The sequence below is a fragment of the Pseudomonas brenneri genome (assembly GCF_007858285.1).
GTDB lineage: Bacteria > Pseudomonadota > Gammaproteobacteria > Pseudomonadales > Pseudomonadaceae > Aquipseudomonas > Aquipseudomonas brenneri.
This window is the reverse complement of record NZ_VFIL01000002.1, coordinates 44,160-70,075: the sequence shown is the minus strand read 5'-3', so window position 1 is coordinate 70,075 and position 25,916 is coordinate 44,160. Positions and strand designations below refer to the sequence as shown.

28 protein-coding genes and 4 tRNA genes are annotated in these 25,916 nt (G+C 59.9%); 11 read left to right on the top strand and 21 right to left on the bottom strand.

Going from position 1 to position 25,916, the window contains the following annotated elements:
• The first annotated feature begins 188 nt into the window (after nt 1–188).
• Genes FJD34_RS03595 through yacG form a run of 4 tightly spaced genes read left to right on the top strand, consistent with a single transcriptional unit; the run spans nt 189 to nt 3,104 of the window.
• On the top strand, nt 189–1,409 hold the full coding sequence (locus FJD34_RS03595) for a type II secretion system F family protein (protein WP_090292074.1): 1,221 nt from the start codon (nt 189–191) through the stop codon (nt 1,407–1,409).
• A gap of 2 nt (nt 1,410–1,411) precedes the next feature.
• Nucleotides 1,412–2,284, top strand: coding sequence for a prepilin peptidase (locus tag FJD34_RS03590; protein WP_146552177.1), 873 nt, complete (start codon nt 1,412–1,414; stop codon nt 2,282–2,284).
• Complete coding sequence (gene coaE, locus FJD34_RS03585) at nt 2,281–2,904, top strand: dephospho-CoA kinase (RefSeq protein ID WP_065944237.1); 624 nt, start codon at nt 2,281–2,283, stop codon at nt 2,902–2,904. The genes FJD34_RS03590 and coaE overlap by 4 nt, the downstream gene beginning before the upstream one ends.
• Nucleotides 2,901–3,104, top strand: coding sequence for a DNA gyrase inhibitor YacG (yacG, locus tag FJD34_RS03580; RefSeq protein WP_032861907.1), 204 nt, complete (start codon nt 2,901–2,903; stop codon nt 3,102–3,104). The genes coaE and yacG overlap by 4 nt, the downstream gene beginning before the upstream one ends.
• Here yacG and FJD34_RS03575 read toward each other — a convergent pair.
• Both FJD34_RS03575 and FJD34_RS03570 read right to left on the bottom strand, forming a co-directional pair.
• Nucleotides 3,101–3,316: a hypothetical protein gene (locus FJD34_RS03575; protein ID WP_032861905.1), complete on the bottom strand. Its 216-nt coding sequence runs from the start codon at nt 3,314–3,316 to the stop codon at nt 3,101–3,103. The two genes, yacG and FJD34_RS03575, sit on opposite strands and share 4 nt — an antisense overlap.
• A 63-nt stretch (nt 3,317–3,379) precedes the next feature.
• Entirely contained in the window at nt 3,380–4,069 is a 690-nt protein-coding gene (locus FJD34_RS03570; protein ID WP_065944238.1) for an energy-coupling factor ABC transporter permease, read from the bottom strand.
• Nucleotides 4,070–4,251: 182 nt separating this feature from the next.
• Between FJD34_RS03570 and FJD34_RS03565 the strand changes: the two genes are divergently transcribed.
• From FJD34_RS03565 to FJD34_RS03555, 3 genes are read left to right on the top strand one after another with little or no spacing between them, the layout of a single operon-like run.
• On the top strand, nt 4,252–4,881 hold the full coding sequence (locus tag FJD34_RS03565) for a DUF1780 domain-containing protein (RefSeq protein ID WP_029292005.1): 630 nt from the start codon (nt 4,252–4,254) through the stop codon (nt 4,879–4,881).
• Between the two features lie 39 nt (nt 4,882–4,920).
• Nucleotides 4,921–5,094 (top strand): DUF3094 family protein, encoded by a 174-nt coding sequence (locus FJD34_RS03560; protein ID WP_032861901.1) that lies wholly within the window; start codon nt 4,921–4,923, stop codon nt 5,092–5,094.
• Between the two features lie 60 nt (nt 5,095–5,154).
• Nucleotides 5,155–6,453: an NAD(P)/FAD-dependent oxidoreductase gene (locus FJD34_RS03555; protein ID WP_065944239.1), complete on the top strand. Its 1,299-nt coding sequence runs from the start codon at nt 5,155–5,157 to the stop codon at nt 6,451–6,453.
• 159 nt (nt 6,454–6,612) lie between these two features.
• On the opposite strand, the gene FJD34_RS03550 is transcribed toward FJD34_RS03555, so the two are convergent.
• The 7 genes from FJD34_RS03550 to rluD form a co-directional block, all read right to left on the bottom strand.
• Nucleotides 6,613–6,689: transfer RNA gene (locus tag FJD34_RS03550), tRNA-Pro, on the bottom strand.
• Between the two features lie 96 nt (nt 6,690–6,785).
• Nucleotides 6,786–6,861 (bottom strand) — tRNA-Lys (locus FJD34_RS03545).
• Nucleotides 6,862–6,866: 5 nt separating this feature from the next.
• A tRNA-Pro gene (locus FJD34_RS03540) sits at nt 6,867–6,943 on the bottom strand.
• 9 nt (nt 6,944–6,952) lie between these two features.
• Nucleotides 6,953–7,028: transfer RNA gene (locus FJD34_RS03535), tRNA-Asn, on the bottom strand.
• A gap of 303 nt (nt 7,029–7,331) precedes the next feature.
• Nucleotides 7,332–9,896, bottom strand: a complete 2,565-nt coding sequence (clpB, locus tag FJD34_RS03530) for an ATP-dependent chaperone ClpB (protein WP_032861899.1) — start codon at nt 9,894–9,896, stop codon at nt 7,332–7,334.
• Nucleotides 9,897–10,050: 154 nt separating this feature from the next.
• On the bottom strand, nt 10,051–10,776 hold the full coding sequence (gene pgeF, locus FJD34_RS03525) for a peptidoglycan editing factor PgeF (RefSeq protein ID WP_065944240.1): 726 nt from the start codon (nt 10,774–10,776) through the stop codon (nt 10,051–10,053).
• Nucleotides 10,773–11,735, bottom strand: a complete 963-nt coding sequence (gene rluD, locus FJD34_RS03520; RefSeq protein WP_032861896.1) for a 23S rRNA pseudouridine(1911/1915/1917) synthase RluD — start codon at nt 11,733–11,735, stop codon at nt 10,773–10,775. Before rluD ends, pgeF begins: the two co-directional genes overlap by 4 nt.
• Nucleotides 11,736–11,884: 149 nt before the next feature.
• On the opposite strand from rluD, the gene FJD34_RS03515 reads away from it, so the two are divergent.
• Together FJD34_RS03515 and FJD34_RS03510 are read left to right on the top strand one after the other, a co-directional pair.
• Nucleotides 11,885–12,910 (top strand): outer membrane protein assembly factor BamD, encoded by a 1,026-nt coding sequence (locus FJD34_RS03515; RefSeq protein WP_032861895.1) that lies wholly within the window; start codon nt 11,885–11,887, stop codon nt 12,908–12,910.
• 127 nt (nt 12,911–13,037) lie between these two features.
• A complete protein-coding gene (locus tag FJD34_RS03510; protein ID WP_065944241.1) occupies nt 13,038–13,271 on the top strand; it encodes a PP0621 family protein in 234 nt (77 codons plus the stop codon).
• 27 nt (nt 13,272–13,298) lie between these two features.
• Here the strand turns inward: FJD34_RS03510 and thiO are convergent, their stop codons facing one another.
• From thiO to pilV, 5 genes are read right to left on the bottom strand one after another with little or no spacing between them, the layout of a single operon-like run.
• A complete protein-coding gene (thiO, locus tag FJD34_RS03505; RefSeq protein ID WP_090292076.1) occupies nt 13,299–14,399 on the bottom strand; it encodes a glycine oxidase ThiO in 1,101 nt (366 codons plus the stop codon).
• Nucleotides 14,400–14,441: 42 nt separating this feature from the next.
• Nucleotides 14,442–14,840, bottom strand: coding sequence for a type IV pilin protein (locus FJD34_RS03500; protein WP_090292079.1), 399 nt, complete (start codon nt 14,838–14,840; stop codon nt 14,442–14,444).
• A 12-nt stretch (nt 14,841–14,852) separates the two neighbouring features.
• Nucleotides 14,853–15,350, bottom strand: coding sequence for a pilus assembly PilX family protein (locus FJD34_RS03495; RefSeq protein WP_090292081.1), 498 nt, complete (start codon nt 15,348–15,350; stop codon nt 14,853–14,855).
• Nucleotides 15,351–15,384: 34 nt separating this feature from the next.
• Complete coding sequence (locus FJD34_RS03490) at nt 15,385–16,092, bottom strand: PilW family protein (protein ID WP_090292083.1); 708 nt, start codon at nt 16,090–16,092, stop codon at nt 15,385–15,387.
• Nucleotides 16,089–16,574, bottom strand: a complete 486-nt coding sequence (gene pilV / locus FJD34_RS03485; protein WP_032861887.1) for a type IV pilus modification protein PilV — start codon at nt 16,572–16,574, stop codon at nt 16,089–16,091. The genes FJD34_RS03490 and pilV overlap by 4 nt, the downstream gene beginning before the upstream one ends.
• A gap of 203 nt (nt 16,575–16,777) precedes the next feature.
• Between pilV and FJD34_RS03480 the strand changes: the two genes are divergently transcribed.
• The gene (locus FJD34_RS03480; RefSeq protein WP_090292085.1) at nt 16,778–17,356 is read left to right on the top strand and encodes a GspH/FimT family pseudopilin; all 579 of its coding nucleotides are present in this window, start codon (nt 16,778–16,780) and stop codon (nt 17,354–17,356) included.
• Here FJD34_RS03480 and ispH read toward each other — a convergent pair.
• From ispH to murJ, 6 genes are all read right to left on the bottom strand, one after another.
• Nucleotides 17,310–18,257, bottom strand: a complete 948-nt coding sequence (ispH, locus tag FJD34_RS03475) for a 4-hydroxy-3-methylbut-2-enyl diphosphate reductase (RefSeq protein ID WP_065944245.1) — start codon at nt 18,255–18,257, stop codon at nt 17,310–17,312. The two genes, FJD34_RS03480 and ispH, sit on opposite strands and share 47 nt — an antisense overlap.
• Before the next feature lie 139 nt (nt 18,258–18,396).
• Nucleotides 18,397–18,834 (bottom strand): FKBP-type peptidyl-prolyl cis-trans isomerase, encoded by a 438-nt coding sequence (gene fkpB / locus FJD34_RS03470; RefSeq protein ID WP_174553312.1) that lies wholly within the window; start codon nt 18,832–18,834, stop codon nt 18,397–18,399.
• A 7-nt stretch (nt 18,835–18,841) separates the two neighbouring features.
• Nucleotides 18,842–19,351 carry a signal peptidase II gene (gene lspA / locus FJD34_RS03465; protein WP_065944246.1) on the bottom strand — a complete coding sequence of 170 codons (510 nt, stop codon included), beginning with the start codon at nt 19,349–19,351 and terminating at the stop codon, nt 18,842–18,844.
• Nucleotides 19,344–22,175: an isoleucine--tRNA ligase gene (gene ileS / locus FJD34_RS03460; RefSeq protein ID WP_090292087.1), complete on the bottom strand. Its 2,832-nt coding sequence runs from the start codon at nt 22,173–22,175 to the stop codon at nt 19,344–19,346. Before ileS ends, lspA begins: the two co-directional genes overlap by 8 nt.
• A gap of 13 nt (nt 22,176–22,188) precedes the next feature.
• Nucleotides 22,189–23,127: a bifunctional riboflavin kinase/FAD synthetase gene (gene ribF, locus FJD34_RS03455; RefSeq protein ID WP_090292089.1), complete on the bottom strand. Its 939-nt coding sequence runs from the start codon at nt 23,125–23,127 to the stop codon at nt 22,189–22,191.
• Between the two features lie 118 nt (nt 23,128–23,245).
• The gene (gene murJ, locus FJD34_RS03450) at nt 23,246–24,784 is read right to left on the bottom strand and encodes a murein biosynthesis integral membrane protein MurJ (protein ID WP_065944248.1); all 1,539 of its coding nucleotides are present in this window, start codon (nt 24,782–24,784) and stop codon (nt 23,246–23,248) included.
• A gap of 253 nt (nt 24,785–25,037) precedes the next feature.
• Here murJ and rpsT point away from each other — a divergent pair, with 253 nt between their 5' ends.
• Nucleotides 25,038–25,316 (top strand): 30S ribosomal protein S20, encoded by a 279-nt coding sequence (gene rpsT, locus FJD34_RS03445; RefSeq protein WP_032861879.1) that lies wholly within the window; start codon nt 25,038–25,040, stop codon nt 25,314–25,316.
• A 127-nt stretch (nt 25,317–25,443) separates the two neighbouring features.
• Here rpsT and FJD34_RS03440 read toward each other — a convergent pair whose 3' ends face one another.
• Nucleotides 25,444–25,908 (bottom strand): CreA family protein, encoded by a 465-nt coding sequence (locus FJD34_RS03440; protein ID WP_032861878.1) that lies wholly within the window; start codon nt 25,906–25,908, stop codon nt 25,444–25,446.
• Nucleotides 25,909–25,916: the final 8 nt, after the last annotated feature.

The window sequence follows — 25,916 nt, the reverse complement described above, 5'->3', positions numbered from 1 at the left end:
GAATAAAACCCCATCGCAAGGCACATCCTGTGCCCTGCCCTCAACAACCGCGCCAGTGTACTCATCCGCGTCGGGCCAGGCGCTCACAAGACGCACAATCTGACATTTTTCCCCTGCCCAATCGCCTGACGGACACACAGGCCTGACTAAGCTGTAAATCGTCACCTGTCGATGAGCTGTCGCTCCCAATGAATGATGTCACCGTGAACTCCACCGCCACCTTCGCCTGGGAAGGCACACTGCGCAATGGCCGCAAGGTGTCCGGTGAAACCCGTGGCCATAGCCCGGCTGTGATCAAGGCCCAATTGCGCCGGCAAGGTATCAACCCGGTTCGGGTGCAACTCCGCTCCAGCCTTCTTTCGGGCCTGCGCAACCCCATCACGCCTGCCGATATTGCCCTGTTCACTCGCCAACTGGCGACCCTGCTGAAAGCGGGAATCCCCCTGCTGCAAGCCTTCGATATGATTGGCGAAGGCCTCGACAGCCGGGCCATGCGCACGCTGACCCAAGGATTGAAGCAAGAGGTTGCCGCCGGCAACAGCTTGAGCGATGCGTTATTGAAACACCCGCAGTGTTTCAGCCCCCTGTATTGCAGCCTGATTGCGGCAGGCGAACAGGCCGGCACCCTGGAAACCCTGCTGGAACGGGTCGCCACCCACCTGGAAAAAAGCCTGCGCCTCAAGGCCCGGATCAAAAAAGCCATGACCTACCCGCTGGTGGTCCTGCTTGTGGCGATGCTGGTCAGCAGCATCCTGCTGATCCACGTCGTGCCCCAGTTCGAGAGCCTGTTCGCCGGCAGCGACACGCCTCTGCCGCGCTTTACACTGCTGGTTATCGTGCTATCAGAATTCATGCAAGGCGCGTGGTGGATGCTGTTGCTGGCCATGAGCACGACTGCCTGGGGGTTACGCCACAGCTACCGTCGACACCTTGGTTTTCGCCTCTGGCTGGACGCTGGTTTGTTGAAAGTGCCGCTGGCAGGCACACTGCTGAAAAAAACTGCGGTCGCCCGTTACGCCCGTACACTCGCCACCACCTTTGCCGCCGGCGTACCGCTGGCACAGGCGTTGGATTCAGTGGCCGCAGCCGCCGGCAACGAGCGGTTCAAACGAGCCATCATGCGTATGCGCCAGGACGTGGCAATAGGAATGCAATTGAATCGAACCATGACCGCCAGCGGCCTGTTCCCTGGCATGGCGATACAGATGACAGCCATCGGCGAAGAGTCGGGCGCACTGGACAGCATGCTGGAGAAGGTCGCCGATCATTATGAGACGGACGTCGACAACCTGGTGGACAACCTGACCAGCCTGATGGAGCCGCTGATCATGGTGGTTCTCGGCAGTATTGTCGGGGCGCTGGTGATCGCCATGTACCTGCCGATCTTCCAGCTCGGCACGGCGTTTTGAACATGACCCTGGACCAACTCCTGATCCTCCACCCCTGGCTGTTTGTCTGGTGTTCGCTGGTGCTGGGGCTGATCGTCGGCAGCTTCCTCAACGTACTGGTCTGGCGCCTGCCAAAAATGCTCGAACGGGACTGGCGCGCCCAGGCCCATGAAATACTTGGCCTGCCTCCGGAGCCCCGCGGCCCGACCTACAACCTGTTGCATCCCAACTCCTGCTGCCCGCATTGCTCGGCGCCGATTCGCCCGTGGGAAAATATCCCGGTATTCAGCTATCTGCTGCTCAGAGGGCGTTGTGCGCGGTGCCACGGCTCCATCAGCCCGCGCTACCCGCTGACCGAGCTGGCCTGCGGGCTGCTCTCGGCATTTATCGCCTGGCACTACGGCTTCGGCTGGCCGGCCGCAGGAATGCTGTTCTTGAGTTGGGGCTTGCTGGCCATGAGCCTGATTGATGCCGATCACCAACTACTGCCGGATGCGCTGGTGTTGCCACTGTTGTGGCTGGGGCTGATCCTCAATTGCTTCGAACTGTACGTCAGCCTGCCCGACGCATTACTGGGCGCAGTTGCTGGCTATCTGAGCCTGTGGGCAGTGTTCTGGCTGTTCAAGTTATGCACCGGCAAGGACGGCATGGGCTATGGCGATTTCAAACTACTGGCCATGCTCGGCGCCTGGGGCGGCTGGCAGATCCTGCCGCTGACGCTGTTGCTGGCATCGCTGGTGGGCGCGATATCGGGGGTGATTCTGTTGCGCATGCGTAACGCGCAGACATCGGTGCCCCTGCCTTTTGGTCCCTATCTGGCGATTGCCGGCTGGATTGCATTGCTCTGGGGTGGTCAAATAACCGACTTCTATTTGCAGTCTGTCGGTTTCAGATGACCACTTCTGTCGCAACACCCTGGATTCTTGGCCTGACGGGCGGCATCGGCAGTGGCAAAAGCGCTGCGGCCCAGCACTTTATCGACCTTGGCGTAGACCTTATCGACGCCGACCACGCCTCGCGTTGGGTGGTGGAGCCCGGCCGGCCGGCACTGGCCAAGATTGCCGAGCACTTCGGCGACGCGATCCTGCTGCCTGATGGCCAGTTGGATCGCGCCGCCTTGCGCAAGCGCATTTTCGAGGCGCCGCAAGAACGCCTGTGGCTGGAGGCCCTGCTGCACCCGTTGATTGCCGACGAGATCCGCAGCCATCTGGCCCGTGCTCGCTCGCCCTATGCGATCCTGGTATCGCCGCTGTTGATCGAGTCGGGCCAGCACACCATGACCCAGCGCATCCTGGTGATCGATGTGCCGCAATCAACGCAGATTCAGCGTACCCTGCTGCGCGATGGCATCAGCGAAGAACAGGTGCAGGCAATTCTCAAGGCCCAGGCCTCACGGGAAGATCGCCTGCGCCATGCCGACGATGTACTGGTCAATGACCAGGACCTGGCCTGGCTGCAGGCCGAGGTCGAGCGACTGCACCACTTTTACCTTACTTTGCGTGGAGGCCGAACATGAGCCAACCCTTGACCGTCGAATGCCCAACCTGCGGTGCCCCCGTGGAATGGAAAGCGACCAACCTCAACCGGCCATTCTGCTCGGATCGCTGCAAATTGATCGACCTGGGCGCCTGGGCCGCAGAAGAACACAAAATTCCAGTCAGCCCGGATGCCGAAGACGAACTGTTCTCGGAAGATCTGCCACCGCGCGCCCACTAAGGCCGCATAAAAGCGTACTCCTGCTGGTCGTCGAGGTTTTCTGCAAGGTATTGCAACTCGTCGGCCAGGTCTTCAAAACTGCGCACGCCCTTGCTCTGCTGCACCACGGCACTCAGCAGGGCACGCAGGCTCAAACCAGGGTCAAAGCCAATTTCCAGTGCCGCTTCCTGACTCCTGCGTACCTCTTGCCGCGCCCACTCGTACACACTCATGATCGTGCTCCAGAAAGTTTCGCAGAGCATGCGACCACTTGCGCGTCTCGCCTTTGATTTGGATCAAGGCTGCGAATTGTCGTCCTTCCAGGGCGCCGAGAGGTAGCGCGTACGGTTGAATGTCTCAAGCCATTCCGGGCAAAACACCACCAGAGCACTGATCACTACGCCGTTGATAAATGCTTCGGGAAAGATGATCAGCCACAGGTAACCGATAAAATCCTCGATCCACTCAGGCATGGCGAAGCGGCCGTCCAGCCACAGCAGGCCCAGGCCGGCCAACAGGCACAGCAACGCCGACAATGCAGCAGCAAAAAAGCCCGAACAGAAGATATAGACGAAGGGATTGCGCGGCTGCGCCCGCTCCACCAACAACGCGCATGTCTCGGTTACCAATACTGGCAAGAGGACCAGCAACGCGCCGTTGATCCCGAGCGCCGCCAAGTCCTGGCGCCCGAGCAGCACCAGGCCCAGTTGCGCCGCCAGCCCACCGACAATTGCCAGCGGCCAGTCGAGCAGCAGGGTCACAGCGGTCATGCCGATAAAGTGGTAGGACACGCCGGTATCGAAGTCACGACGCACCAACCACAGCATGAACAGCGCGAACACGGTGCCAAACAACAGATGCTGGCGCCGTCGGTCGGCAAACAGCTCGACCCAGGGCGAGCGCAGGATCGCCCATAGGATCACGGGCGCATACAACAGCCAGCCCAGCCACAGGGTCAGTGGCGCCAACACAGCGGCGCTGATCACGGCTGCAACGGCTCCCCAAGCTCAACCGCCTGGGCCCACAGAGGCAAAAGACTCAGCAACACCACAACCAGAAACTTCACCGCGAACTCCTTGTAGAAAACCGTCAACCGAACCGCCAGTCTACACCGAGCCTTTTCACACGGGACTTCCTGCGCTCATCATTTGAACGCTAAGCTGCAACCATGGATGACTCAGATTATTTGCGCCTGCTCACCATAGCGGCCGAACAAGCCAACGCGTTCCTGTCCAATGCCCGCAAATGGGAGCGTGAGCGTTGGGTCTGCCAGCGCCTGCTGCAAGGCCTGAATGTGCCCTACCGCGCCGAAGAGTTTCATGCCGCCGGTCAAGAACCGCCGGATGTGCTGTTTCGCGACGCCAGTTTCGAAGTGTTTTTTGTCCTCGACGAAGGCCGGCGCCTGAATGACGAATGGCGCGACGAGCTACTGCGTCGGCGCAGTGCTTTTTCCCTGAGTCAGTTGGTGCGGCGTGAAGCCAAGCCCAGGCGTATTCCCGCCCATGAATTCCTGCTGCGCCTGGCGCCGACCCTGCGCAAGAAAGCCCATAACTACAAAGAACGCGGCATGGACCTGGGCGAGCTGGATATCATCGCCTTCGCCAGCCTCAAGCGCGAAGTGCTGGACCTCAACAGCCATTTCCCGCCGCCCACCGAATACCTGCGCCAGGGCTGGCGCTCGCTGTCATTGGTCGGCCCGACCTTTGCGCGCGTGTTGTTCGCCCACCCGGACGCACCGGATTTCTTGCGCAACAACCTGGGGCGCAGCATAGTGTTCGATGTGGGTATCAGCCTGTAACGTGGTGCCCTTTAGCAACGTCTACCTGACGAGGCCTTTATGACCAGCCGCCTGAACCCTGACGACCAGCAACATGTCGAAGAGTACCTGCAACTGTCCCAGCACCAGGTTGAGCGCAAGCCTTTCCGGCCGTGGCTGCTCCTTGGGGTGGTACTGATTGTGGTGATTGGCCTGGGCCTGCTGAGCCGCCTTTTGAGTTACCTGACGCTATGAGCTGCCTGGCGCTCGCTCGGGTAACCGCACCGATTTCTTTTAGCCTTGCGAGATATCCCCATGACCCATCGTATTATTATCGTCGGCGGCGGCGCCGGCGGCCTGGAGTTGGCTACCCGCCTGGGTAAGACTCTGGGCAAGCGCGGTACCGCCAGCATCACGCTGGTGGACACCAACCTCACCCATATCTGGAAACCCCTGCTGCACGAGGTTGCCGCCGGCTCGCTGAACTCCTCTGAAGACGAACTCAATTATGTTGCCCAGGCAAAATGGAACCACTTCGAGTTCCAGCTGGGGCGCATGAGCGGGCTCGATCGGGATCAGAAGAAAATCCAGCTGGCCGCGACCCTTGATGAAGAAGGCCGGGAACTGGTGCCCGCGCGCGTGCTGAGCTATGACACCCTGGTCATCGCCGTTGGCAGTACCACCAATGATTTCGGCACCGAAGGCGCGGCACAGCACTGCCTGTTCCTTGATACCCGCAAGCAGGCCGAACGTTTCCACCAGCAACTGCTCAATCACTATCTGCGCGCCCATGCTGGGCAAACCGATGTGGTCGAGCAAATCAGCGTGGCGATCGTTGGTGCTGGCGCTACCGGCGTCGAACTGGCGGCCGAGCTGCACAACGCCGCCCATGAACTGGCGGCCTACGGCCTGGACCGGATCAAGCCGGAAAACATGCACATCACCCTGATCGAAGCCGGGCCACGGGTATTGCCGGCCCTGCCAGAGCGGATCAGCGGGCCTGTGCATAAAACCCTGGAAAAACTCGGGGTGACGGTCATGACCAACTCCGCCGTGAGCGAAGTCACCGCCGACAGCCTGATTACCAGCAATGGCCAGGTGATTCCCGCCAGCCTCAAGGTGTGGGCCGCCGGGATTCGTGCGCCAGGCTTCCTCAAGGACATCGATGGCCTGGAGACCAACCGCATCAACCAATTGCAGGTCCTGCCAACGCTGCAGACCACACGTGACGAGAACATCTTCGCCTTTGGCGACTGCGCGGCCTGCCCGCAACCGGGCACGGATCGCAACGTTCCACCACGGGCACAAGCAGCGCATCAGCAGGCGTCGCTGCTGGCCAAATCGCTGAAATTGCGCATCGAAGGCAAGACACTGCCCAGCTACAAGTACACCGACTACGGCTCACTGATCTCGCTCTCGCGTTTTTCGGCTGTGGGTAACTTGATGGGTAACCTGACCGGCAGCGTGATGCTCGAAGGCTGGCTGGCGCGGATGTTCTATGTGTCGCTGTACCGCATGCACCAGATGGCGCTGTACGGGTTCTTCCGCACGATGATGTTGATGCTGGGCAGCAAGATCGGCCGGGGCACCGAACCGCGTCTCAAGCTTCACTAACAGCACGACTAGGTCAATGCGGGGGGCTTGCTCCCGATAGCGGTGGTTCAGACACACCATCATCGGGAGCAAGCCCCTCCCACATTGGATCGGCGGCACTTTCAGGTTTTTCACAGGCAAAAAAAATCCCCGTATCTTTCGATACGAGGATTTTTAATATGGTCGGGGTAAGGGGATTCGAACTCCTGACATCCTGCTCCCAAAGCAGGCGCGCTACCGGACTGCGCTATACCCCGGTAAAAAAAAGGCGACCTTTTCAAGTCGCCTTCTTCGATCAGTGCTTTTGGCCTCTGATCTTAAGATTCGATTCCAGTGTTAACTGGTCTCAAAAATGGTGGGTCGTGTGGGATTCGAACCTACGACCAATTGGTTAAAAGCCAACTGCTCTACCAACTGAGCTAACGACCCAAAAATGGTCGGGGTAAGGGGATTCGAACTCCTGACATCCTGCTCCCAAAGCAGGCGCGCTACCGGACTGCGCTATACCCCGGCTTGAAATTGGCTCCGTGACCAGGACTCGAACCTGGGACCCAATGATTAACAGTCATTTGCTCTACCGACTGAGCTATCACGGAACTACATATTTCAAATTACAACTTTTACTGCGATGTAACCTTCTCTTCGACGCTGTCCGTATCGCTACGTTAGCGTGTCTGAGGCGCGCTATTCTACAATCTTAAAAACCCCTGTCAACCCTTTAAATTGCTTTTAAGACAATGATTTGCGCTTCTTTCTGATTTCTTCTTGGGGAGAAGAAACCCGTGGGCTGACGTTGCTGCGGGGCGCACTTTACAAGCCTTTGCCTTACAGTTCAACGCCCTATCGAAAAAAAAGGCCCCGCAATGCGGGGCCTTTGCTTATAACCACCCAATCGGCGCTTAGTGGAAGACGATTTCGTCGTTTTCCACGGTGGCCTTGACGCTGGTCCCCGGCACAAAACTGCCCGACAGGATCAGTTGGGCCAACGGGTTCTCGATCCAGCGCTGGATCGCACGCTTTAATGGCCGTGCGCCATACACTGGGTCGTAACCCACGGCGATCAACTTGTCCAAGGCCTCGCTGCTCAGCTCCAACATCAGCTCGCGCTCTGCCAGACGACTGCGCAGGCGGCCCAGCTGGATCTCGGTGATGCCTGCAATCTGATCCCGTGCCAGGGGCTCGAAGATCACCACTTCATCGACCCGGTTGATAAATTCCGGGCGGAAGTGGCTGGTCAGTGCATCCATCACCGCTGCGCGCTGGGCTTCGCGATCCCCTACCAGTTCCTGGATCTGTACCGAGCCCAGGTTGGAGGTCATCACGATCACCGTATTACGGAAATCCACGGTACGCCCGTGACTGTCCGTCAGCCGGCCATCTTCCAGCACTTGCAGCAATACGTTGAACACATCCGGGTGAGCCTTCTCGACCTCATCCAGGAGGATCACCGAGTAAGGCTTACGCCGTACCGCTTCAGTCAGGTAGCCACCTTCCTCGTAACCCACATAGCCTGGTGGTGCCCCGATCAAGCGCGCCACGGAATGTTTCTCCATGAACTCGGACATGTCGATACGTACCATCGCCTCTTCGGTATCAAAGAGGAACTCGGCCAGGGCCTTGCACAGCTCAGTCTTACCCACACCGGTCGGGCCGAGGAACATGAACGAGCCACTCGGGCGGTTCGGGTCGGACAACCCGGCGCGCGAACGCCGTACCGCGTTGGACACTGCCACCACCGCCTCTTCCTGGCCGATGACGCGCTGGTGCAACAGGCTTTCCATGCGCAACAGCTTGTCACGCTCGCCTTCCAGCATCTTCGACACCGGAATGCCAGTCCACTTGGAGACCACCTCGGCAATTTCTTCCTCGGTCACCTTGCTGCGCAGCAGCTGGTTTTCACTGTGACCGTGCTGGTCGACCATTTGCAGGCTGCGTTCCAGATCCGGGATCACCCCGTACTGCAACTCAGCCATGCGGTTCAGGTCGCCTTTACGGCGTGCAGCTTCCAGCTCCTGGCGCGATTGCTCGATCTTTTGCTGGATCTGCGCAGAACCCTGTACTTCGGCTTTTTCCGAGGTCCAGATTTCTTCCAGGTCCGAATACTCACGCTCCAGACGGACAATTTCTTCCTGGAGTTTTTCCAGGCGTTTCTTCGCCGCGTCATCGTCTTCTTTCTTCAGCGCCTGGGATTCGACTTTCAGCTGAATCAGGCGCCGCTCCAAACGATCGAGCACTTCAGGCTTGGAGTCGATTTCCATGCGGATACGGCTAGCCGCTTCGTCGATCAGGTCGATAGCCTTGTCCGGCAACTGACGGTCAGTGATGTAGCGATGGCTCAACTTGGCCGCCGCAATGATCGCGCCGTCAGTGATGGCTACCCGGTGGTGGACCTCATAACGCTCTTTCAGGCCACGCAGGATCGCGATGGTGTCTTCTTCGCTCGGCTCTTCCACCAGTACTTTCTGGAAACGACGCTCAAGGGCCGCGTCCTTTTCAATGTACTGGCGGTATTCGTTGAGCGTGGTCGCACCGACGCAATGCAACTCGCCCCGAGCCAGTGCTGGCTTGAGCATGTTGCCCGCATCCATCGAACCTTCGCCTTTACCGGCGCCGACCATGGTGTGCAGTTCGTCGATAAACAGAATGATCTGCCCTTCCTGCTTCGACAGTTCGTTAAGCAGGGATTTGAGGCGCTCTTCGAACTCGCCACGGAACTTGGCACCGGCGATCAACGCGCCCATGTCCAGGGACAGCAAGCGCTTGCCCTTGAGGCCGTCAGGCACTTCACCATTAATGATGCGCTGGGCCAGACCTTCGGCAATGGCGGTTTTACCCACGCCAGGCTCACCGATCAGCACCGGGTTGTTCTTGGTGCGGCGCTGCAAGACCTGGATGGTGCGACGAATTTCATCATCACGCCCGATCACCGGGTCCAGCTTGCCGTCTTCGGCGCGCTTGGTCAGGTCGACGGTGTATTTGTCCAGGGCCTGGCGCGACTCCTCGTGATTGGGGTCATTCACCGCCTCGCCGCCGCGCAGGTTGTTGATGGCATTTTCCAGGGCCTTTTTGCTCACGCCCTGGCCCAGCAACAACTTGCCGAGCTTGCTGTTGTCGTCCATGGCGGCGAGTAGCACCAGCTCGCTGGAGATAAACTGGTCACCCTTCTGCTGGGCCAGGCGGTCGGCCTGATTGAGCAGGCGCGCCAAATCCTGGGACATATTCACGTCGCCAGTAGGGTTCTGGATTTTTGGCAGTTGATCGAGCTCTTTGCTCAATTCCTTGCGCAGGCTGTTGACGTCAAAGCCCACCTGCATCAGCAGGGGCTTGATCGAACCACCCTGCTGCTCAAGGAGCGCCTGCATCAAGTGCGCAGGCTCGATGGCCGGATGGTCGAGGCCAACCGCCAGGGATTGAGAATCCGATAACGCCAATTGTAATTTGCTGGTTAAACGATCAATACGCATTAGTCACCTTCCTTTTGAGCAGGCCGGAGCTATGTGCGAGCGAGCTTGCTCGCGATTAACGCATCCTGAATGAAGAAACCTGCCAGATACCCTTATAGATGGGGTGGATTCTGGAAGATTCAAGCCGGCGATGCTTGATATGGATCAGGGGAGTCTAGCGTTCGAGCCAGATAAGGGAGGCGAATCGACCGGTGCGCGGGTTGCGCCGGTAAGAAAAGAAGCGTGGGTCGGTCACCGTACACAAGCCCCCGCCGTAGACCGCCGTGATACCGCGTGCAGCCAGGCGCAGGCGCGCCAGCTGGTAGATGTCGGCCAGGAACTTGCCAGGGTTGTGGCTCGGCACAAAGGCTTCGGCCGTTTGCGCAAGTTGCTGCATGAAGGCTTCACGTACTTCAGGGCCGACTTCAAAGGCCTTTGGGCCAATCGCCGGACCTAACCAGACCATTACCTCGGCAGGCGCTGTTTCCAGGCTTTGCGCAGCAGCTTCCAGCACACCCGCGGCCAGTCCACGCCAACCGGCATGGGCCGCGGCGACCCGGGTCCCGGCCTTGTTGCAAAACAAGGCCGGCAGACAATCGGCGGTCATCGCGGTGCAGGCGATGCCGGGCGTATCGGTCCAACTGCCGTCTGCCTCGGCAATCTGCCCAGGATCGGCCTCGACCACGACGACGCCATGAACCTGGCGTAGCCAGGCCGGCTGGATATCGAACGCGGCAGTGAGACGACGGCGATTCTCAAGCACAGCCCCAGGGCTGTCCTCGACATGATCGCCAAGATTCAGGCTGTCGAACGGCGCCAGACTGACGCCGCCCGCGCGGGTAGTGACGCAGGCTTTCACCCCGGCCGGCGCAGGCCAGTCAGGAATCAGCCAGTCACTCATCCGACAAAGGCCTCGCGGTCTTGCTTGAGCAGCGACAACAACCAGACAAAATCGTCAGGCAGTGGCGATTCCCAGCTCATCCGCTCACCGCTCGTCGGATGGTCCAGTTCCAGGAAGCGTGCATGCAGCGCCTGGCGCGGGAACGATTTCAACGATTCGACCATGGTCACACTGGCCGCCGGCGGAATACGGAAGCGACCACCGTAGGCCGGATCACCGACCAACGGGAAATTGATATGCGCCATATGCACCCGGATCTGGTGGGTACGGCCGGTTTCCAGCTTGACCCGAACATGGGTGTGGGAGCGGAAACGCTCCAGCACGCGGTAGTGGCTGACGGCCTGCTTGCCGCCCTCCATCACCGCCATGCGCTGGCGCTGCTGGCCATGGCGACCGATAGGCGCATTGATCTTGCCACCCGCCACGACTACACCAATCACGATGCACTCATAGATGCGGCTGACGCTGCGGCTCTGCAATTGTGTGACCAACTGCGTCTGCGCCTGGATGGTCTTGGCCACCACCATCAGACCGGTGGTGTCCTTGTCCAGGCGGTGGACAATGCCGCAGCGCGGGACATTGATGATGTCCGGCACATGGTGCAACAAGGCATTGAGCAAGGTGCCATCAGCGTGCCCGGCTGCCGGGTGAACCACCAGGCCTGCGGGTTTGTTGATCACCAGGATGTCGTCGTCTTCATAGACGATATCCAGCTCGATGTCCTGGGCGATCCATTCTCCCTGGGCTTCCTGCTCGGCAGTCAGCTCCAGAATCGAACCGCCATGGACTATGTCTCGCGGGCGGATAACCGCTCCATCCACAGTCAGGCGGCCGTCTTTGATCCAGGCGGAAAGGCGCGAGCGCGAGTGCTCAGCGAATAGTTGTGCGGCGACTTGATCGAGGCGTTGGCCGCCCAATTCGGACGGCACCTCTGCGCGAAGTTCAATTTTATCGGACATGCTCAGACTAGGCGTGGCACAGCCTTTGGTTTCGGCTGCGCGCTTGTGGTTAAATACGGCGTCTTTTGCCCCGAGGCTTTCATCGGGGCGCTCATCATAACAGGACGGCCCCGCCCAAGACAGCGGCCGTCATAGGGACGCAAGCCGCCATGCAAGTGAAACACCTGCTGCTGATCGCCATCCTCGCCATGACTGCTGCTTGCTCGTCAACAAAGGACGTCGTCGACGAAAACCTCAGTGAAGTCGAGCTGTACCAGCAGGCTCAGGCCGACCTGGACAATAATAGCTACACAAGCGCCACGGCCAAGCTCAAGGCCCTGGAGTCGCGTTATCCGTTTGGCCGCTATGCCGACCAGGCCCAGCTCGAACTGATCTATGCGAACTACAAGAACGCCGAGCCGGAAGCTGCCAAGTCCGCCGCCGAGCGTTTTATCCGCCTGCACCCGCAGCACCCGAACGTGGACTACGCCTACTACCTCAAGGGCCTGACCTCGTTTGACCAGGATGTCGGCCTGCTGGCGCGCTTCCTGCCGCTGGACATGACCAAGCGTGACCCAGGTGCCGCGCGCGACTCGTATAACGAGTTCGCCCAACTGACCAGCCGCTTCCCTAACAGCCGCTACGCGCCGGACGCCAAGCAGCGCATGATCTACCTGCGCAACCTGCTGGCTTCCTACGAGATCCACGTAGCCCACTACTACCTGACGCGCCAGGCTTATGTCGCTGCCGCCAACCGTGGTCGCTATGTAGTGGAAAACTTCCAGGAAACCCCTTCGGTGGGTGATGGCCTGGCTGTGATGACCGAAGCCTACATGCGCCTGCATCTGGATACCCTGGCAGACACCAGCCTGCAGACCTTGAAACTCAACTACCCGGACCACCCTAGCCTGAAAGACGGCCAGTTTGTGCCGCAGGTTGCCGAAGCGGACAACCGCTCGTGGTTGAGCAAGTACACCCTGGGTCTGATCGAGTCCCGTCCGCCGTTGCCGCCGGGCGAAACCCGCGCCAACCAGGACATTCTCAAGCAGTACCAGGACGCCAAGGATTCCATTCCGTCGGACCTCAAGCCGCATGACGAGAACGGCGACGTGATCGAGGAAGAAGCCCCCGAAGCCCTGGGCAACAACCAGGACCGCTCATGGTTCAGCTACATGACGTTCGGTGTCTTTGACTGACACCAGTCTGGCCACACAAGAAGGAGTCCCTCGGGGGCTCCTTTTTTCATGGCGCGACTTTATTACCCTGTGCGCCGTTAACATCCTTGGCTAAACTGCCGGATTCCCTGTCGAGAAGCTGCCTGCCATGGTTCGTTTACTGTTCTGGATTGCCCTGATTGCTGCTGCGGTATGGTTCTGGCGCAAGTTCAAGCGCCCCGCTTCAACGCAGCAACAGCCCCGCGAACAAGGCGCTGCGCCCATGGTTCGCTGTGCCCACTGTGGCGTACATTTACCTCAGGACCGGGCGTTGAACCAGCAGCAGGAGTGGTACTGCACCCAGGCGCACCTGGAGCAGGGACCGAAATCTATCGAACGCTGAAAACCCTGGACCTGCAGGCACCCAAGCTTATATCCGACCAGCGGGTGCATAGGGGGCGGGGTCAATCACCGGCTCGTGCCCCAACAGCAAGTCAGCAAACAACTGACAAGACGCAGGCGCCAATACCAGCCCGTTGCGGTAGTGCCCACAGTTGAGCCACAGACCTTTAAACCCTGGCACCTTGCCAATGTACGGGATGCCCTCTGGCGACCCAGGCCGTAAACCGGCCCAATGCCCCACCACTTCGGCATCCGCCAGCGCTGGAATCAATTCCACCGCCGAGGCCTTGAGGCTTTCCAGGGCCGGCTCGGTCGGCGTCTTGTCGAAACCCTCATGCTCCAGCGTACTGCCAACCAGGATATGCCCATCCCGACGCGGGATCGCATAGCGCCCCTTCGCCAGAACCATGCAGGACAGAAAGTCCGCAGCACACTTGTACAAAATCATCTGGCCCTTGACCGGCTCCACCGGCAACGTCAGACCCAGGCTGCCAAGCAACTCGCCACTCCAGGCACCGGCCGCGAGAACGACCTCGTCGCCCCGCACCTCACCCTGCTCCGTATTGACCCCGACGATGCTGCCGCCCTCCTGGATAAAGCCCTGTACCGCGCAATGCTCATGCAGGGTTACGCCGGGCAACGCCAACAACGCAGCCTTGAGGGATTTGACCAGGCGCGGATTGCGCACGTTGGCCACGTCCGCCATATAGATAGCCTGTGCAAACCCAGCACCCAGCACCGGCACCGCGTCACGGGCGGCCGAAACATCCACCTTGCTCAATGGCCGGCCTTCCTGAACGGCCCAGGCCAGGGCATCGGCTTCATCGTCCAGATCCAGCCAATACAGGCCCGTGGTATGAACCTCAGGGTCCACACCCGTGGCCGCAAACAGACGCTGGGCCAACTGTGGGTAGAAATCCTGGGACCAGTGCGCCAGCGCCGTGACTGCCGGGCTGTAGCGCCATGGATATAACGGCGAAACAATCCCGCCACCGGCCCAGGAGGACTCCTGCCCAAACGACGAACGGTCCAGAACGACCACCGCCCGCCCTTGAGTTGCCAGGTTGAACGCCGTCAACAGCCCGATAACACCACCACCCACAACCACGACTTGCTGTTGCTTGGTCATTGTTCCATTCAGCCCATAAAAAGAAAGGAGTGCCCACCAGCCTCAGCGCCCCCAGCATTCCTGACGCGTCGTGCCGGGCACAGCGCCGGGATTAGCCCGTGCGCCAGTGCTGGTCAAACTGAACCCACCACAAGGATCACCCAGCATCGCGACGGCAAAGGGCGTCGCGGTTAGCGTGAAATCCTGGGGATTCAGAATCACCGTGATTCTATAGCGATCATTGCCGGTGCTGACGCCGCTTGCATCAATAAAAGTGCCATTTCTCACGTAATAGCGCTCCAGATGCTGGGCTTGCTCCGTGAGCAGCCCGACAATTTCCGTGCGATAGGCTTTTTTCACATGGGCGGTGTACCCCGGATAAATCACCGCGGCCAATGTGGCAATAACCGCCAGTGCGATCAGTAATTCGATCAAGGTGAATCCTTTGCAGTTGCCGCTCATCGCGATGTCCACCTACTGAAGTTGTCGCCATAGAATTCGTCGAAATCGCTCACCGGCGTCATCAGCCGAGGCTACCCGTGCATAGACGCTCTCCAGAACGCTGCGCGACTGGCCGCTGATTCCCACTGCCGTGACCCGATACAAAGTCGCCGGGGTGTCGGGCGGCAAATGCGCCAATCCGATACCGACGCCCAGGTTTTGAATGCCATAAATACCCGCCTTCATACCGACCCAGGTAACGGCCGAGACCGGATCGACGCCCGGCCGGCTGATGACATACGCCTCTTTCGGCGGTGCGCAGGTGACAAGTGACTGACAGGGCGGCAAACCGAATCCTTGCGCCTGCACAGCCGACTCACCGCGCCTGAGTCCGCTTTCGGCAGCCTGAAACGATTGGTTGCGATGCCGGAGGCTGCCAACGAGCTGTTCCTGCGACGTTGCGCCCTGCATCGATGACAGCCCGAGAACCATCAACAACAGCAGCAACACCAGGCTGATCAACAGCACCATGCCACGCTGTCTGGGGGCCGATATCCGGAGCGCGCTATTCAAGACGATTACGCACGGCAGCGACAGCGCTATAGACCTGGTCCCGCACGCGGCCTGCCGGATCGCGGAGCGTCAACACCACACGCACACTGCGGATCAGCAAGTCATCATCGGGATCGCTGTCATACCGGGTCACGACACTGGAGCCAGGCTGGCTAGCCACCCCGAAGCTCAACTCGAACGCCCCCACGTTATCCACCAGCACTGCCTTGGCGGGGGATGCCGGAGTGCTTAGTTTCAGTTGCCCCGACTCAAAGCTGTAGGTCAGTTTGCGTACGGGAAAAGCGATCTGCCCGGCCCCTGGCTTGGGTGGCAGCCCCGAATAGGCCTGGGCGCTGTCGACACAATTGCTGAGCACCGTCCAGTCTGGCCGACTGCCCGGGCTACCGACATCGCTGGTAACCAGTGTCAAGCTGGTTGAGGCACCATTGACCACCACGCTGACCGGCCTGGAAAAGTCAGCAGGCGCCTGAGCAATCAAAGGCAGGGACAGGCAACCGAACATCCCCGCCAGACGAATCTCCTGGATCATCTTGCCCAGGACAAATCGACCCTCATCCTGCAATAACGCCGACGCGTGCTGGCTGGCAGCGGTGCTTTGCGCCGCCAATGTTATCTGGACGGCCGCCAGGACCACGATCAGCCCCAAGCTCGCCGCCAGCAATACTTCGACCAGCCCAAACCCCGTACTGGAGCGCCTCATCGCGCAGGCCTCGGGTCAACCGCGACACGACTGGTCAGGGTGAATGTTTCACGGGTATTACCAGCATTGGCTGCGCGCGAATCATCCCAACTGATACTGATGGTGACTTCACGCTGATTGATCGCAATCGATCCTTTGGCGGTATCGCCGGCAAAGTGACTGATATTGGCCTCGAAGTCGTGCAAATCCAGATCCCGGACACTCGCGGCCACGGTGGTGGTGAGCGCAACATCGCCGCTCTCCCAGGCGTAGTCGGCACCGGCATTGGCGCGGATCCGGTCGAGCATGTCATAGGCAATGAAACTCGCCTGGCTGATCATCCTGGAGCTGTCGGTGTACTTGAGCACATTCAACTGGATCAGCCCGACCCCAAGCAGGCCAACGCCGAGAATCAGCAGCGAGACCAGCACTTCGATCAGGCTCATGCCGACCTGCCGGGTGGCACCAGAGGGGGCACAAGACGTTGCCGGGCAAGCGCGCATAGCCATCGTCATCCTTGTCGAGGGTCATCGAAACGGCCGAAATAGCCGTGTGTTGCCCAAGACTAGCGCCACACTCGCAGCCGCGCCGCCCCTAGGAATAAAGGGAAATACTTTGGACAGGAAGGCCATCACTGCACGGACGTAGACCACCGCTATAACTAGTACAGCCACAGCCCAATGAACTGTCCATGGAGGGACGAGGTATGAAACAACGCGGTTTCACATTGATCGAGTTGCTGTTCGGATTGATCTTCAGCGGCATCCTGGCACAACTGGCAGTACCCAGTTTCAAGAGCCTGCTGGACTCACAAACACGACTGAGCGCGGCGCAGACCCTGGCGTCCGGCCTGCGCTACGCCCGCACCCAGGCCATTGCACGCAATCGAACGGTGATCATCCATGCACGGGATGATGACTGGAGCCGAGGCTGGAAGGTGGTGGTGGACATGAATGGGCGCGGCCATCTGGACGACGACAACCCGGTATTGCTGGAGCGCCAGGACAATGGACGGATCCCCATCATCGGCAATACCCCGGTGCGCACGCAGATTCACTTCAGCGGGTTGGGCGAACCCCTGCTGGCTGCGGGAGGGTTTCGCGCCGGCACTGTGCATGTGTGCTCAACGGACCAGCCGTTGAGCCTGCATCAGGTGGTGCTGGCGCCCACCGGTCGTATCAGCCTGCGCAGCGACAAGACCGAGCAGGCCTTGTGCCGGGGGTACGATGAACTGGGGCTCAGAGCAGCGAACGAACCCGCAGCTCCTTGGGCATGGAAAAAGTGATGTTTTCTTCACGCCCTGCCAACTCGTCGGCACCTGTGGCGCCCCACGCCTGCAACTGCTGGATCACGCCCCGCACCAGGACTTCCGGCGCCGAGGCGCCTGCCGTGATACCGATACGCTCGATACCGTCGAACCAGCTGCGCTGCAAGTCTTCGGCACCATCGATCAGGTACGCCGGGGTGGCCATGCGTTCAGCCAGTTCACGCAGACGATTGGAGTTGGAGCTGTTGGGGCTCCCCACAACCAGCACCACGTCACATTCGTCGGCCAGTTGCTTGACGGCATCCTGGCGGTTTTGCGTGGCGTAGCAGATGTCGTCCTTGCGTGGCCCACCAATGGCGGGGAAACGGGTACGCAGGGCGTCGATGACACGGCTGGTGTCATCCATAGACAAGGTGGTCTGGGTCACGAATGCCAACTTTTCAGGGTTATGCACTTGCAACTCGGCGACGTCTTTTTCGTCTTCCACCAAGTAGATCGCGCCGCCATTGCTGGCGTCGTACTGGCCCATGGTGCCTTCGACTTCCGGGTGGCCGGCATGGCCGATCAGGATGCACTCACGGCCGTCGCGGCTGTAGCGCGCCACCTCGATATGCACCTTGGTCACCAGCGGGCAAGTCGCGTCGAACACTTTCAGGCCCCGGCCTGCTGCTTCTGTGCGTACAGCCTGGGAAACACCATGGGCGCTGAAAATGACGATAACGTCATCTGGTACCTGATCCAGCTCTTCGACAAAAATCGCGCCGCGAGCTCGCAGGTCTTCGACCACGAACTTGTTGTGGACCACTTCATGACGCACATAGATCGGCGGCCCGAAGACTTCCAGGGCGCGATTGACGATTTCGATCGCCCGGTCCACACCAGCGCAGAAGCCACGGGGGTTGGCGAGTTTGATTTGCATGCTGTGCCTCGTGTCTTGCCATGTAGGAGCGAGCTTGCTCGCGAAAATTTCACAGACACCGCGATCATTCAGGATGTCAGCATTATCGGTGAAGACCTTCGCGAGCAAGCTCGCTCCTACAGTAGGCCGGAATCGTCAGTTAGAGCGCTTTAACGTCGAAGATTTCAACATCAAAGGTCAAGGTCTTGCCGGCCAGCGGGTGGTTGAAATCGATGGTCACTTGAGTGTCATCGAAGGTTTTTACCACGCCGGGCAGCTCGGTATTCGCCGCATCATTGAAGATCACCAGCAAGCCTTCCGACAGTTCCATATCCTGGAACTGCGAACGCGGGATGATCTGTACGTTTTGCGGGTTGGGCTGGCCAAAGGCGTTTTCCGGGAGGATCTGCAGGGTGCGCTTGTCGCCGGCCTTGAAACCGAACAACGCAGCCTCGAAGCCCGGCAACAGGTTACCGTCGCCGACCTTGAAGGTCGCCGGGGCCTTGTCGAACGTGCTGTCGACCGTGTCGCCGTTCTCCAGGCGCAATGCAAAATGCAAGGTGACTTCCGTGTTCTGGCCAATGCGTTGTTCGGCCAATACTTGTTCAGTCATTTACGGTCTCTCCGGGTTTGTTGCCCTTGAACATATCCAGCGCCAGCATGACAGCGCCAACACAGATGGCGCTATCGGCAAAGTTGAACGCAGGGAAATAATAGCGGTTCTGCCAATGCACCAGAATGAAGTCGATCACATGGCCCAGGGCGATGCGGTCGTACAGGTTGCCCAAGGCACCGCCCAGCACCAACGCCAGGGCGATAGCCAGCCAGGTGTCATTGCGGCCCAGGCGCTTGAGCCAGACCACCAGCACCGCACTGACCACCACCGCGATCAGGGCGAACAGCCAACGCTGCCAACCACCGCTGTCAGCCAGGAAGCTGAATGCAGCGCCGGTGTTGTAGGCCAGGGTCCAGCTGAAGTAGTCAGGAATCACCACGATCTGCTGGAACATTTCCAGGGTGCCCTCGAAGTGAGCCTTGCTGACCTGGTCGATGACCAGGACCAGCAAGCTCAGGACGAGCCAGCCCAGACGTCCGAAACGGCTGGCGTTAGGCATAGTGGCGAACCTCACCAGCGCCCGAAATGTTGTCGACGCAACGACCGCAGATTTCCGGATGCTCAGGGTTCACGCCGACGTCTTCACGGCAGTGCCAGCAACGGGCGCACTTGGCGAAGGCCGACTTGACCACCTTGAGCTTGAGGCCCGGTACTTCGGTAGCGACCGCATCAGCCGGGGCCTGGGCGAATGGCGCCAGGCTGGCTGTGGAAGTAATCAGCACGAAGCGCAGTTCGTTGCTCAACTTGCCCAGGTCGGCGCTCAGGCCCTCCTCGGCAAACAGCGTGACTTCGGCTTGCAGGTTGCCACCCACGGCCTTGGCCGCACGCTGGACTTCCAGCTCCTTGTTCACCGCGACCTTGACGGCCATCACGCCTTCCCAGTACTCACGGCCTAGTTCGAAGTCAGCCGGCAATTCGGTCAGGCCTTCGTACCAGGTATTGAGCATCACGGACTCGTTCCGCTCGCCCGGCAGGTATTCCCACAGTTCGTCGGCGGTGAAGGCCAGGATCGGGGCGATCCAGCGCACCAGCGCTTCGGTGATGTGGTACAGCGCGGTCTGCGCCGAACGGCGTGCCTTGCTGTCGGCGCCGGTGGTGTACTGGCGATCCTTGATGATGTCGAGGTAGAAGCCACCCAACTCCTGCACGCAGAAGTTGTGGATCTTCGAGTAGACGTTCCAGAAACGGTATTCGCCGTAGTGTTCCTGCAACTCGCGCTGCAGCAACAGGGTACGGTCCACGGCCCAACGGTCCAGGGCGAGCATTTCCTCGGCCGGCAGGATGTCGGTGGCCGGGTTGAAGCCGGTCAGGTTCGACAGCATGAAGCGCGCGGTATTGCGGATACGACGGTAGGCATCGGCGCTACGCTGCAGGATCTGCTCCGAAACGGCCATCTCGCCCGAGTAGTCGGTCGACGCCACCCACAGGCGCATGATATCGGCGCCCAGGGTGTCATTGACCTTCTGCGGCGCGATCACGTTGCCCAGGGACTTGGACATCTTGCGGCCGTTCTCGTCGACGGTGAAGCCGTGGGTCAGCAGTTCGCGGTACGGGGCGTGATCGTCGATGGCGCAGCCGGTCAGCAGGGACGAGTGGAACCAGCCACGGTGCTGGTCCGAACCTTCCAGGTACAGGTCGGCACGCGGGCCGGTCTCGTGACCCATCGGGTGCGAGCCGCGCAGTACGTGCCAGTGGGTGGTACCGGAGTCGAACCACACATCGAGGGTGTCGCTGATCTTGTCGTACAGCGGCGCTTCGTCGCCCAGCAGCTCAGCGGCATCCAGCTTGAACCAGGCTTCGATGCCTTCCTGTTCAACACGCTGGGCCACCACTTCCATCAACTCGACGGTACGTGGGTGCAGTTCGCCGCTTTCCTTGTTCAGGAAGAACGGGATCGGCACGCCCCAGTTGCGCTGGCGGGAGATGCACCAGTCCGGACGGTTGGCGATCATCGAGTGCAGGCGCGCCTGGCCCCAGGCCGGGACGAACTGGGTGTCTTCGATGGCCTTGATCGCACGCTTGCGCAGGGTTTCGCCGGCAACCGGCTCTTTGTCCATGCCGATGAACCACTGCGCGGTGGCGCGGTAGATCAGCGGGGTCTTGTGGCGCCAGCAGTGCATGTAGCTGTGCTTGATGGTTTCGGTGTGCAGCAGCGCACCGACTTCCGTCAATTTGTCGATGATCGGCTGGTTGGCCTTGAAGATGAACTGGCCGCCGAAGAACTCCAGCGAAGGCGCGTACACGCCATTGCTCTGCACCGGGTTGAGGATGTCATCGTTGACCATGCCATAGGCTTTGCAGGTCACGAAGTCGTCCACACCGTAGGCCGGCGCGGAGTGAACCACACCGGTACCCGAACCCAGCTCGACATAGTCGGCCAGGTACACCGGCGACAGGCGCTCATAGAACGGGTGACGGAAGTTGATCAGTTCCAGCGCGGAGCCGGTGGCGGTAGCGATCACCGAACCCTGCAGCTCGTAACGGGCCAGACAGGCCTCGACCATTTCCTCGGCCAGCACCAGCAGGCGATCACCAGCGTCCACCAGGGCGTAGGTGAATTCCGGGTGCACGTTCAGCGCCTGGTTGGCCGGAATGGTCCATGGGGTGGTGGTCCAGATCACGATGGCAGCTGGCTTGGCCAGGCTCGCCTGGCCGAACGCCTGGGCCAGCTTGGCGTCGTCGGCGATCGGGAACGCGACGTCGATGGTCGAGGACTTCTTGTCTTCGTACTCGACTTCCGCTTCGGCCAGGGCCGAGCCGCAGTCAAAGCACCAGTTCACGGGCTTGAGGCCCTTGAACACGAAGCCGCCCTTGACGATTTCGGCCAAGGCACGGATTTCACCGGCCTCGTTCTTGAAATTCATGGTCTTGTACGGGTTGTCCCAGTCGCCCAACACACCCAGGCGGATGAATTCGGACTTCTGCCCTTCGATCTGCTCGGTGGCGTAGGCACGGCACAGCTCGCGGGTCTTGTCGGCACCCAGGTTCTTGCCGTGGGTCACTTCGACCTTGTGTTCGATCGGCAGGCCGTGGCAGTCCCAACCCGGGACATAAGGCGCGTCGAAGCCCGAAAGGGTTTTCGAGCGGATGATCATGTCCTTGAGAATCTTGTTCAGCGCATGACCGATGTGAATCGTGCCGTTGGCATAAGGAGGGCCGTCGTGCAGGACGAATTTCGGACGATCCTTGCCAATCTCGCGCAACTTTCCGTACAGGCCAATACTGTCCCAGCGCTGCAGGATCTGCGGTTCGCGCTGTGGCAGGCCGGCCTTCATTGGGAAGGCGGTGTCCGGAAGGTTTAGCGTGGCTTTATAGTCGGTCATTTAAGGCTCTTCATTAGCGATGGGCGCTAGGTGCGGCTAGTGCACGGGCGGCGGCGACATCCGCATTGATCGCCGTTTTCAACGCCTCAAGGGAGGCGAATCGCTGCTCTTCACGCAGCTTTTGGTGGAAAACCACCGTCAAACGCCGGTCATACAAATCCCCGGCAAAATCCAAAAGGTGAACTTCCAGGTGGGCCTTGCCATCACCTGCAACCGTAGGCCTGACACCTATATTGGCGACTCCGGACCACGGCTGGCCGTCGATCTCGACACTCACCAGGTAGACCCCGGTCAGTGGCACGCGACGGCGCTTGAGTTGCACGTTGGCGGTTGGCGTGCCCAGTTGGCGCGCCAGCTTCTGGCCGTGCAAGACCCGCCCGGCAATCCGGAACGGGCGACCGAGCAAACGCTCGGCCAAAGCGAAGTCGGCAGCGGCCAGGGCATTTCGCACCTGGGTGCTGCTCACGCGCAGACCGTCCAGTTCAACGGTTTGCGCGGCTTCGACGGTAAAACCCTGGGTTACGCCGGCTTGTTGCAGGAAATCGAAATCCCCTACCCGGTCGCAACCGAAGCGGAAGTCGTCACCGACCTCCAAATGCTGCACACCCAAGCCATCGACAAGGATACGGTCGACGAACTCGGTGGCGCTGAGACTGCGCAAACGCTGGTTGAAGGCCAGGCACAGAACCCGGTCCACGCCTTCTTCGGCCAGCAACTGCAGTTTGTCCCGCAGGCGGGCCAAACGGGCCGGGGCCGTCTCGGGAGTGAAGAACTCACGGGGCTGCGGCTCGAAAATCACCACGCAGCTGGGCACGCCCAACTCGACTGCACGCTCGCGCAGCCGCGCCAGGATAGCCTGGTGGCCACGGTGAACACCGTCAAAGTTGCCAATAGTGGCGACGCAGCCCCGATGCTCGGGGCGCAGGTTGTGGAGACCTCGAACCAGCTGCATAACGCGCTTCTTGCTCATAAAGTGGTCGATTATAACCACACCCGGCCCCGGACGACAGGCAACAGCACAGGCCAAGTGATTCGAATCGAAAAAACAGCCAGCTTATTGTTGATTGCGATCAATTCAGCGCCTTGCGATTGAAATCCCGCAGACGGAAGCCCAGCAGCAATAACATGCCAAAGTAGGCGATCACCCCGGCCACGACCAGCAGGCCCAGGCGCAGGAATCGCTCCAGCATCTGCCCTTCGTCCCACGCGGGCATCCAGTGCATCAGCCCCAGCAATACCGCCGACATCACGGCCACGGCCAACAGCAACTTGAGGGCAAACACGCCCCAGCCCGGTTGCGGCTGGTACATTTTTTGTTTGCGCAGTTGATAAAACAGCAGGCCGGCGTTGATGCAGGCGCCGGCGCTGATCGCCAAGGCCAGGCCCGCGTGAGCCAGCGGCCCGATGAATATCAGGTTGAACAGTTGGGTGACCACCAGGGTGAAAATCGCGATTTTCACTGGAGTCCGGATGTTTTGCTGGGCGTAAAAACCCGGCGCCAACACCTTGATCACAATAATCCCCAGCAGGCCCACCGAATAAGCGATCAGCGCACGCTGGGTCATCAAGGCGTCGAAGGCGCTGAACTGGCCGTACTGGAACAACGAAACGGTCAGCGGCTCGGCCAGGATCCCCAGGGCCAGGGCGCATGGCAGCACCAACACAAAGCACAGGCGCAGGCCCCAGTCGAGAATGCGCGAGTATTCATGGCGATCCTTGCTGGCATAGGTACGCGCCAGGGTCGGCAGCAAAATGGTGCCCAACGCCACGCCCAGCACGCCGGAGGGCAATTCCATCAGGCGGTCGGCGTAATACATCCACGACACGGAGCCAGAGACCAGCAGCGAAGCAAACGCGGTGTTGATGATCAGGGAGATCTGGCTGACCGACACCCCGAGAATCGCCGGCAGCATGTTTTTCATCACGCGCCACACGCCGGTATCCTTGAGATTGAGGCGCGGCAACACGAGCATACCGATCTTTTTCAGGTGCGGCAGTTGGTACAACAGTTGCGCCAGGCCACCGGCCAGCACTGCCCAGCCGAGCGCCATGACCGGCGGATCGAAATACGGCGTAAGGAACAGGGCAAAGATGATCATGCTGACGTTAAGCAGGGTCGGCACAAACGCCGGCACCGAGAAACGGTTCCAGGTATTGAGGATCGCGCCGGCCAGGGACGACAGGGAAATCAGCAATATATAAGGAAAGGTCACCCGCAGCAGATCACTGGTCAGGGCGAACTTTTCCGGGGTGTTGGCAAACCCGGGTGCCGTGGCCCAGATAATCCAGGGCGCGGCGAGCATCCCGGCGATGGTCACCAACATCAGCACCAGCGTCAAAAGACCCGAGACATAGGCAATGAATGTGCGGGTGGCCTCTTCGCCTTGCTGGGTCTTGTACTCCGCCAGAATCGGCACAAATGCCTGGGAAAACGCACCCTCGGCGAAGATCCGCCGTAGCAGGTTGGGCAGCTTGAACGCGATAAAGAAGGCATCCGTGGCCATGCTCGCGCCAAAAATACGCGCGATGAGGGTGTCACGCACAAACCCCAGAACCCGGGAAATCATCGTGATAGAGCTGACAGCGGCCAACGACTTGAGCAGATTCATTGAAAGAGTTTTTGCCTATAGATAAAGAGCAGGCGAACAAAGCGCCTACTTATGCGATACTACGCGTCTGCAACAGCACAGAGCCAAAGCTCGCGAGTTTACAGGTCAAGCGCCGGAAATAAATCACCCGCCTCTTCAGATCGACCACTCAGCAGTTCGCATCAGCCGCCCTTGACAAGACTTCAACTCATCGGCATGATTCGCGGCCTATTTTGTTTGCTATTTCCTAAAAAGTCTTTCGAGGAGCTCGACGGTGGCCAACACACCTTCCGCCAAAAAACGTGCAAAACAGGCTGAGAAGCGTCGCAGCCACAACGCCAGCCTGCGTTCCATGGTTCGTACCTACATCAAGAATGTAGTTAAGGCCATCGACGCAAAAGACGCTGCTAAAGCTCAAGCCGCTTACGTTCTGGCCGTGCCAGTTATCGACCGCATGGCCGATAAAGGCATCATCCACAAGAACAAAGCTGCTCGCCATAAAGGTCGTCTGAATGGCCACATCAAGGCTCTGAACCTTGCTGTTGCAGCCTAAGCGATAAGCTTGTTAAAAAACCGACCCCAGGGTCGGTTTTTTATTGCCTACGATTTATGCCACGCCCCAAAAAAATGTGGGAGCTGGCTTGCCAGCTCCCACATAAAGCAACACTGCACCACCAGGCTTACTGCGCGCCAGGCCACGGCAGGATCGGAATTGCCGTCACCGCATTCTGCGGACTGCCTTCGATCAGGCGGTCGCTGTAGACCAGGTACACCAGGGTATTGCGCTTCTTGTCGAGGAAACGCACCACTTGCATGGTCTTGAACACCAGCGATGTGCGCTCCTTGAACACTTCGTCGCCATCCTTGAGCTCACCCTTGAAGCGGATTGGCCCCACCTGGCGACAGGCAATCGATGCCTCGGCGCGGTCTTCGGCCAGACCCAGGCCACCTTTCACCCCGCCCGTCTTGGCCCGGGACAGGTAGCAGGTCACGCCATCCACCTTGGGATCATCAAAGGCTTCGACCACGATCCGATCATTCGGGCCGACAAACTTGAACACGGTCGACACCTGACCAATCTCTTCAGCCGAAGCCAGCAACGGCACCGCCATCAGCAGGCCGAGCAACCCCTTCATTACACGCATCGATATGC

What these genes read in the sequence shown, in the direction of transcription:
- FJD34_RS03595 (WP_090292074.1), top strand. Translation starts at nt 189, where the DNA reads ATGAATGATGTCACCGTGAACTCCACCGCCACCTTCGCCTGGGAAGGC.
- FJD34_RS03590 (WP_146552177.1), top strand. Translation starts at nt 1,412, where the DNA reads ATGACCCTGGACCAACTCCTGATCCTCCACCCCTGGCTGTTTGTCTGG.
- coaE (WP_065944237.1), top strand. Translation starts at nt 2,281, where the DNA reads ATGACCACTTCTGTCGCAACACCCTGGATTCTTGGCCTGACGGGCGGC.
- yacG (WP_032861907.1), top strand. Translation starts at nt 2,901, where the DNA reads ATGAGCCAACCCTTGACCGTCGAATGCCCAACCTGCGGTGCCCCCGTG.
- FJD34_RS03575 (WP_032861905.1), bottom strand. Translation starts at nt 3,316, where the DNA reads ATGAGTGTGTACGAGTGGGCGCGGCAAGAGGTACGCAGGAGTCAGGAA.
- FJD34_RS03565 (WP_029292005.1), top strand. Translation starts at nt 4,252, where the DNA reads ATGGATGACTCAGATTATTTGCGCCTGCTCACCATAGCGGCCGAACAA.
- FJD34_RS03560 (WP_032861901.1), top strand. Translation starts at nt 4,921, where the DNA reads ATGACCAGCCGCCTGAACCCTGACGACCAGCAACATGTCGAAGAGTAC.
- FJD34_RS03555 (WP_065944239.1), top strand. Translation starts at nt 5,155, where the DNA reads ATGACCCATCGTATTATTATCGTCGGCGGCGGCGCCGGCGGCCTGGAG.
- clpB (WP_032861899.1), bottom strand. Translation starts at nt 9,896, where the DNA reads ATGCGTATTGATCGTTTAACCAGCAAATTACAATTGGCGTTATCGGAT.
- pgeF (WP_065944240.1), bottom strand. Translation starts at nt 10,776, where the DNA reads ATGAGTGACTGGCTGATTCCTGACTGGCCTGCGCCGGCCGGGGTGAAA.
- rluD (WP_032861896.1), bottom strand. Translation starts at nt 11,735, where the DNA reads ATGTCCGATAAAATTGAACTTCGCGCAGAGGTGCCGTCCGAATTGGGC.
- FJD34_RS03515 (WP_032861895.1), top strand. Translation starts at nt 11,885, where the DNA reads ATGCAAGTGAAACACCTGCTGCTGATCGCCATCCTCGCCATGACTGCT.
- FJD34_RS03510 (WP_065944241.1), top strand. Translation starts at nt 13,038, where the DNA reads ATGGTTCGTTTACTGTTCTGGATTGCCCTGATTGCTGCTGCGGTATGG.
- thiO (WP_090292076.1), bottom strand. Translation starts at nt 14,399, where the DNA reads ATGACCAAGCAACAGCAAGTCGTGGTTGTGGGTGGTGGTGTTATCGGG.
- FJD34_RS03500 (WP_090292079.1), bottom strand. Translation starts at nt 14,840, where the DNA reads ATGAGCGGCAACTGCAAAGGATTCACCTTGATCGAATTACTGATCGCA.
- FJD34_RS03495 (WP_090292081.1), bottom strand. Translation starts at nt 15,350, where the DNA reads ATGGTGCTGTTGATCAGCCTGGTGTTGCTGCTGTTGTTGATGGTTCTC.
- FJD34_RS03490 (WP_090292083.1), bottom strand. Translation starts at nt 16,092, where the DNA reads ATGAGGCGCTCCAGTACGGGGTTTGGGCTGGTCGAAGTATTGCTGGCG.
- pilV (WP_032861887.1), bottom strand. Translation starts at nt 16,574, where the DNA reads ATGCGCGCTTGCCCGGCAACGTCTTGTGCCCCCTCTGGTGCCACCCGG.
- FJD34_RS03480 (WP_090292085.1), top strand. Translation starts at nt 16,778, where the DNA reads ATGAAACAACGCGGTTTCACATTGATCGAGTTGCTGTTCGGATTGATC.
- ispH (WP_065944245.1), bottom strand. Translation starts at nt 18,257, where the DNA reads ATGCAAATCAAACTCGCCAACCCCCGTGGCTTCTGCGCTGGTGTGGAC.
- lspA (WP_065944246.1), bottom strand. Translation starts at nt 19,351, where the DNA reads ATGCCTAACGCCAGCCGTTTCGGACGTCTGGGCTGGCTCGTCCTGAGC.
- ileS (WP_090292087.1), bottom strand. Translation starts at nt 22,175, where the DNA reads ATGACCGACTATAAAGCCACGCTAAACCTTCCGGACACCGCCTTCCCA.
- ribF (WP_090292089.1), bottom strand. Translation starts at nt 23,127, where the DNA reads ATGCAGCTGGTTCGAGGTCTCCACAACCTGCGCCCCGAGCATCGGGGC.
- murJ (WP_065944248.1), bottom strand. Translation starts at nt 24,784, where the DNA reads ATGAATCTGCTCAAGTCGTTGGCCGCTGTCAGCTCTATCACGATGATT.
- FJD34_RS03440 (WP_032861878.1), bottom strand. Translation starts at nt 25,908, where the DNA reads ATGCGTGTAATGAAGGGGTTGCTCGGCCTGCTGATGGCGGTGCCGTTG.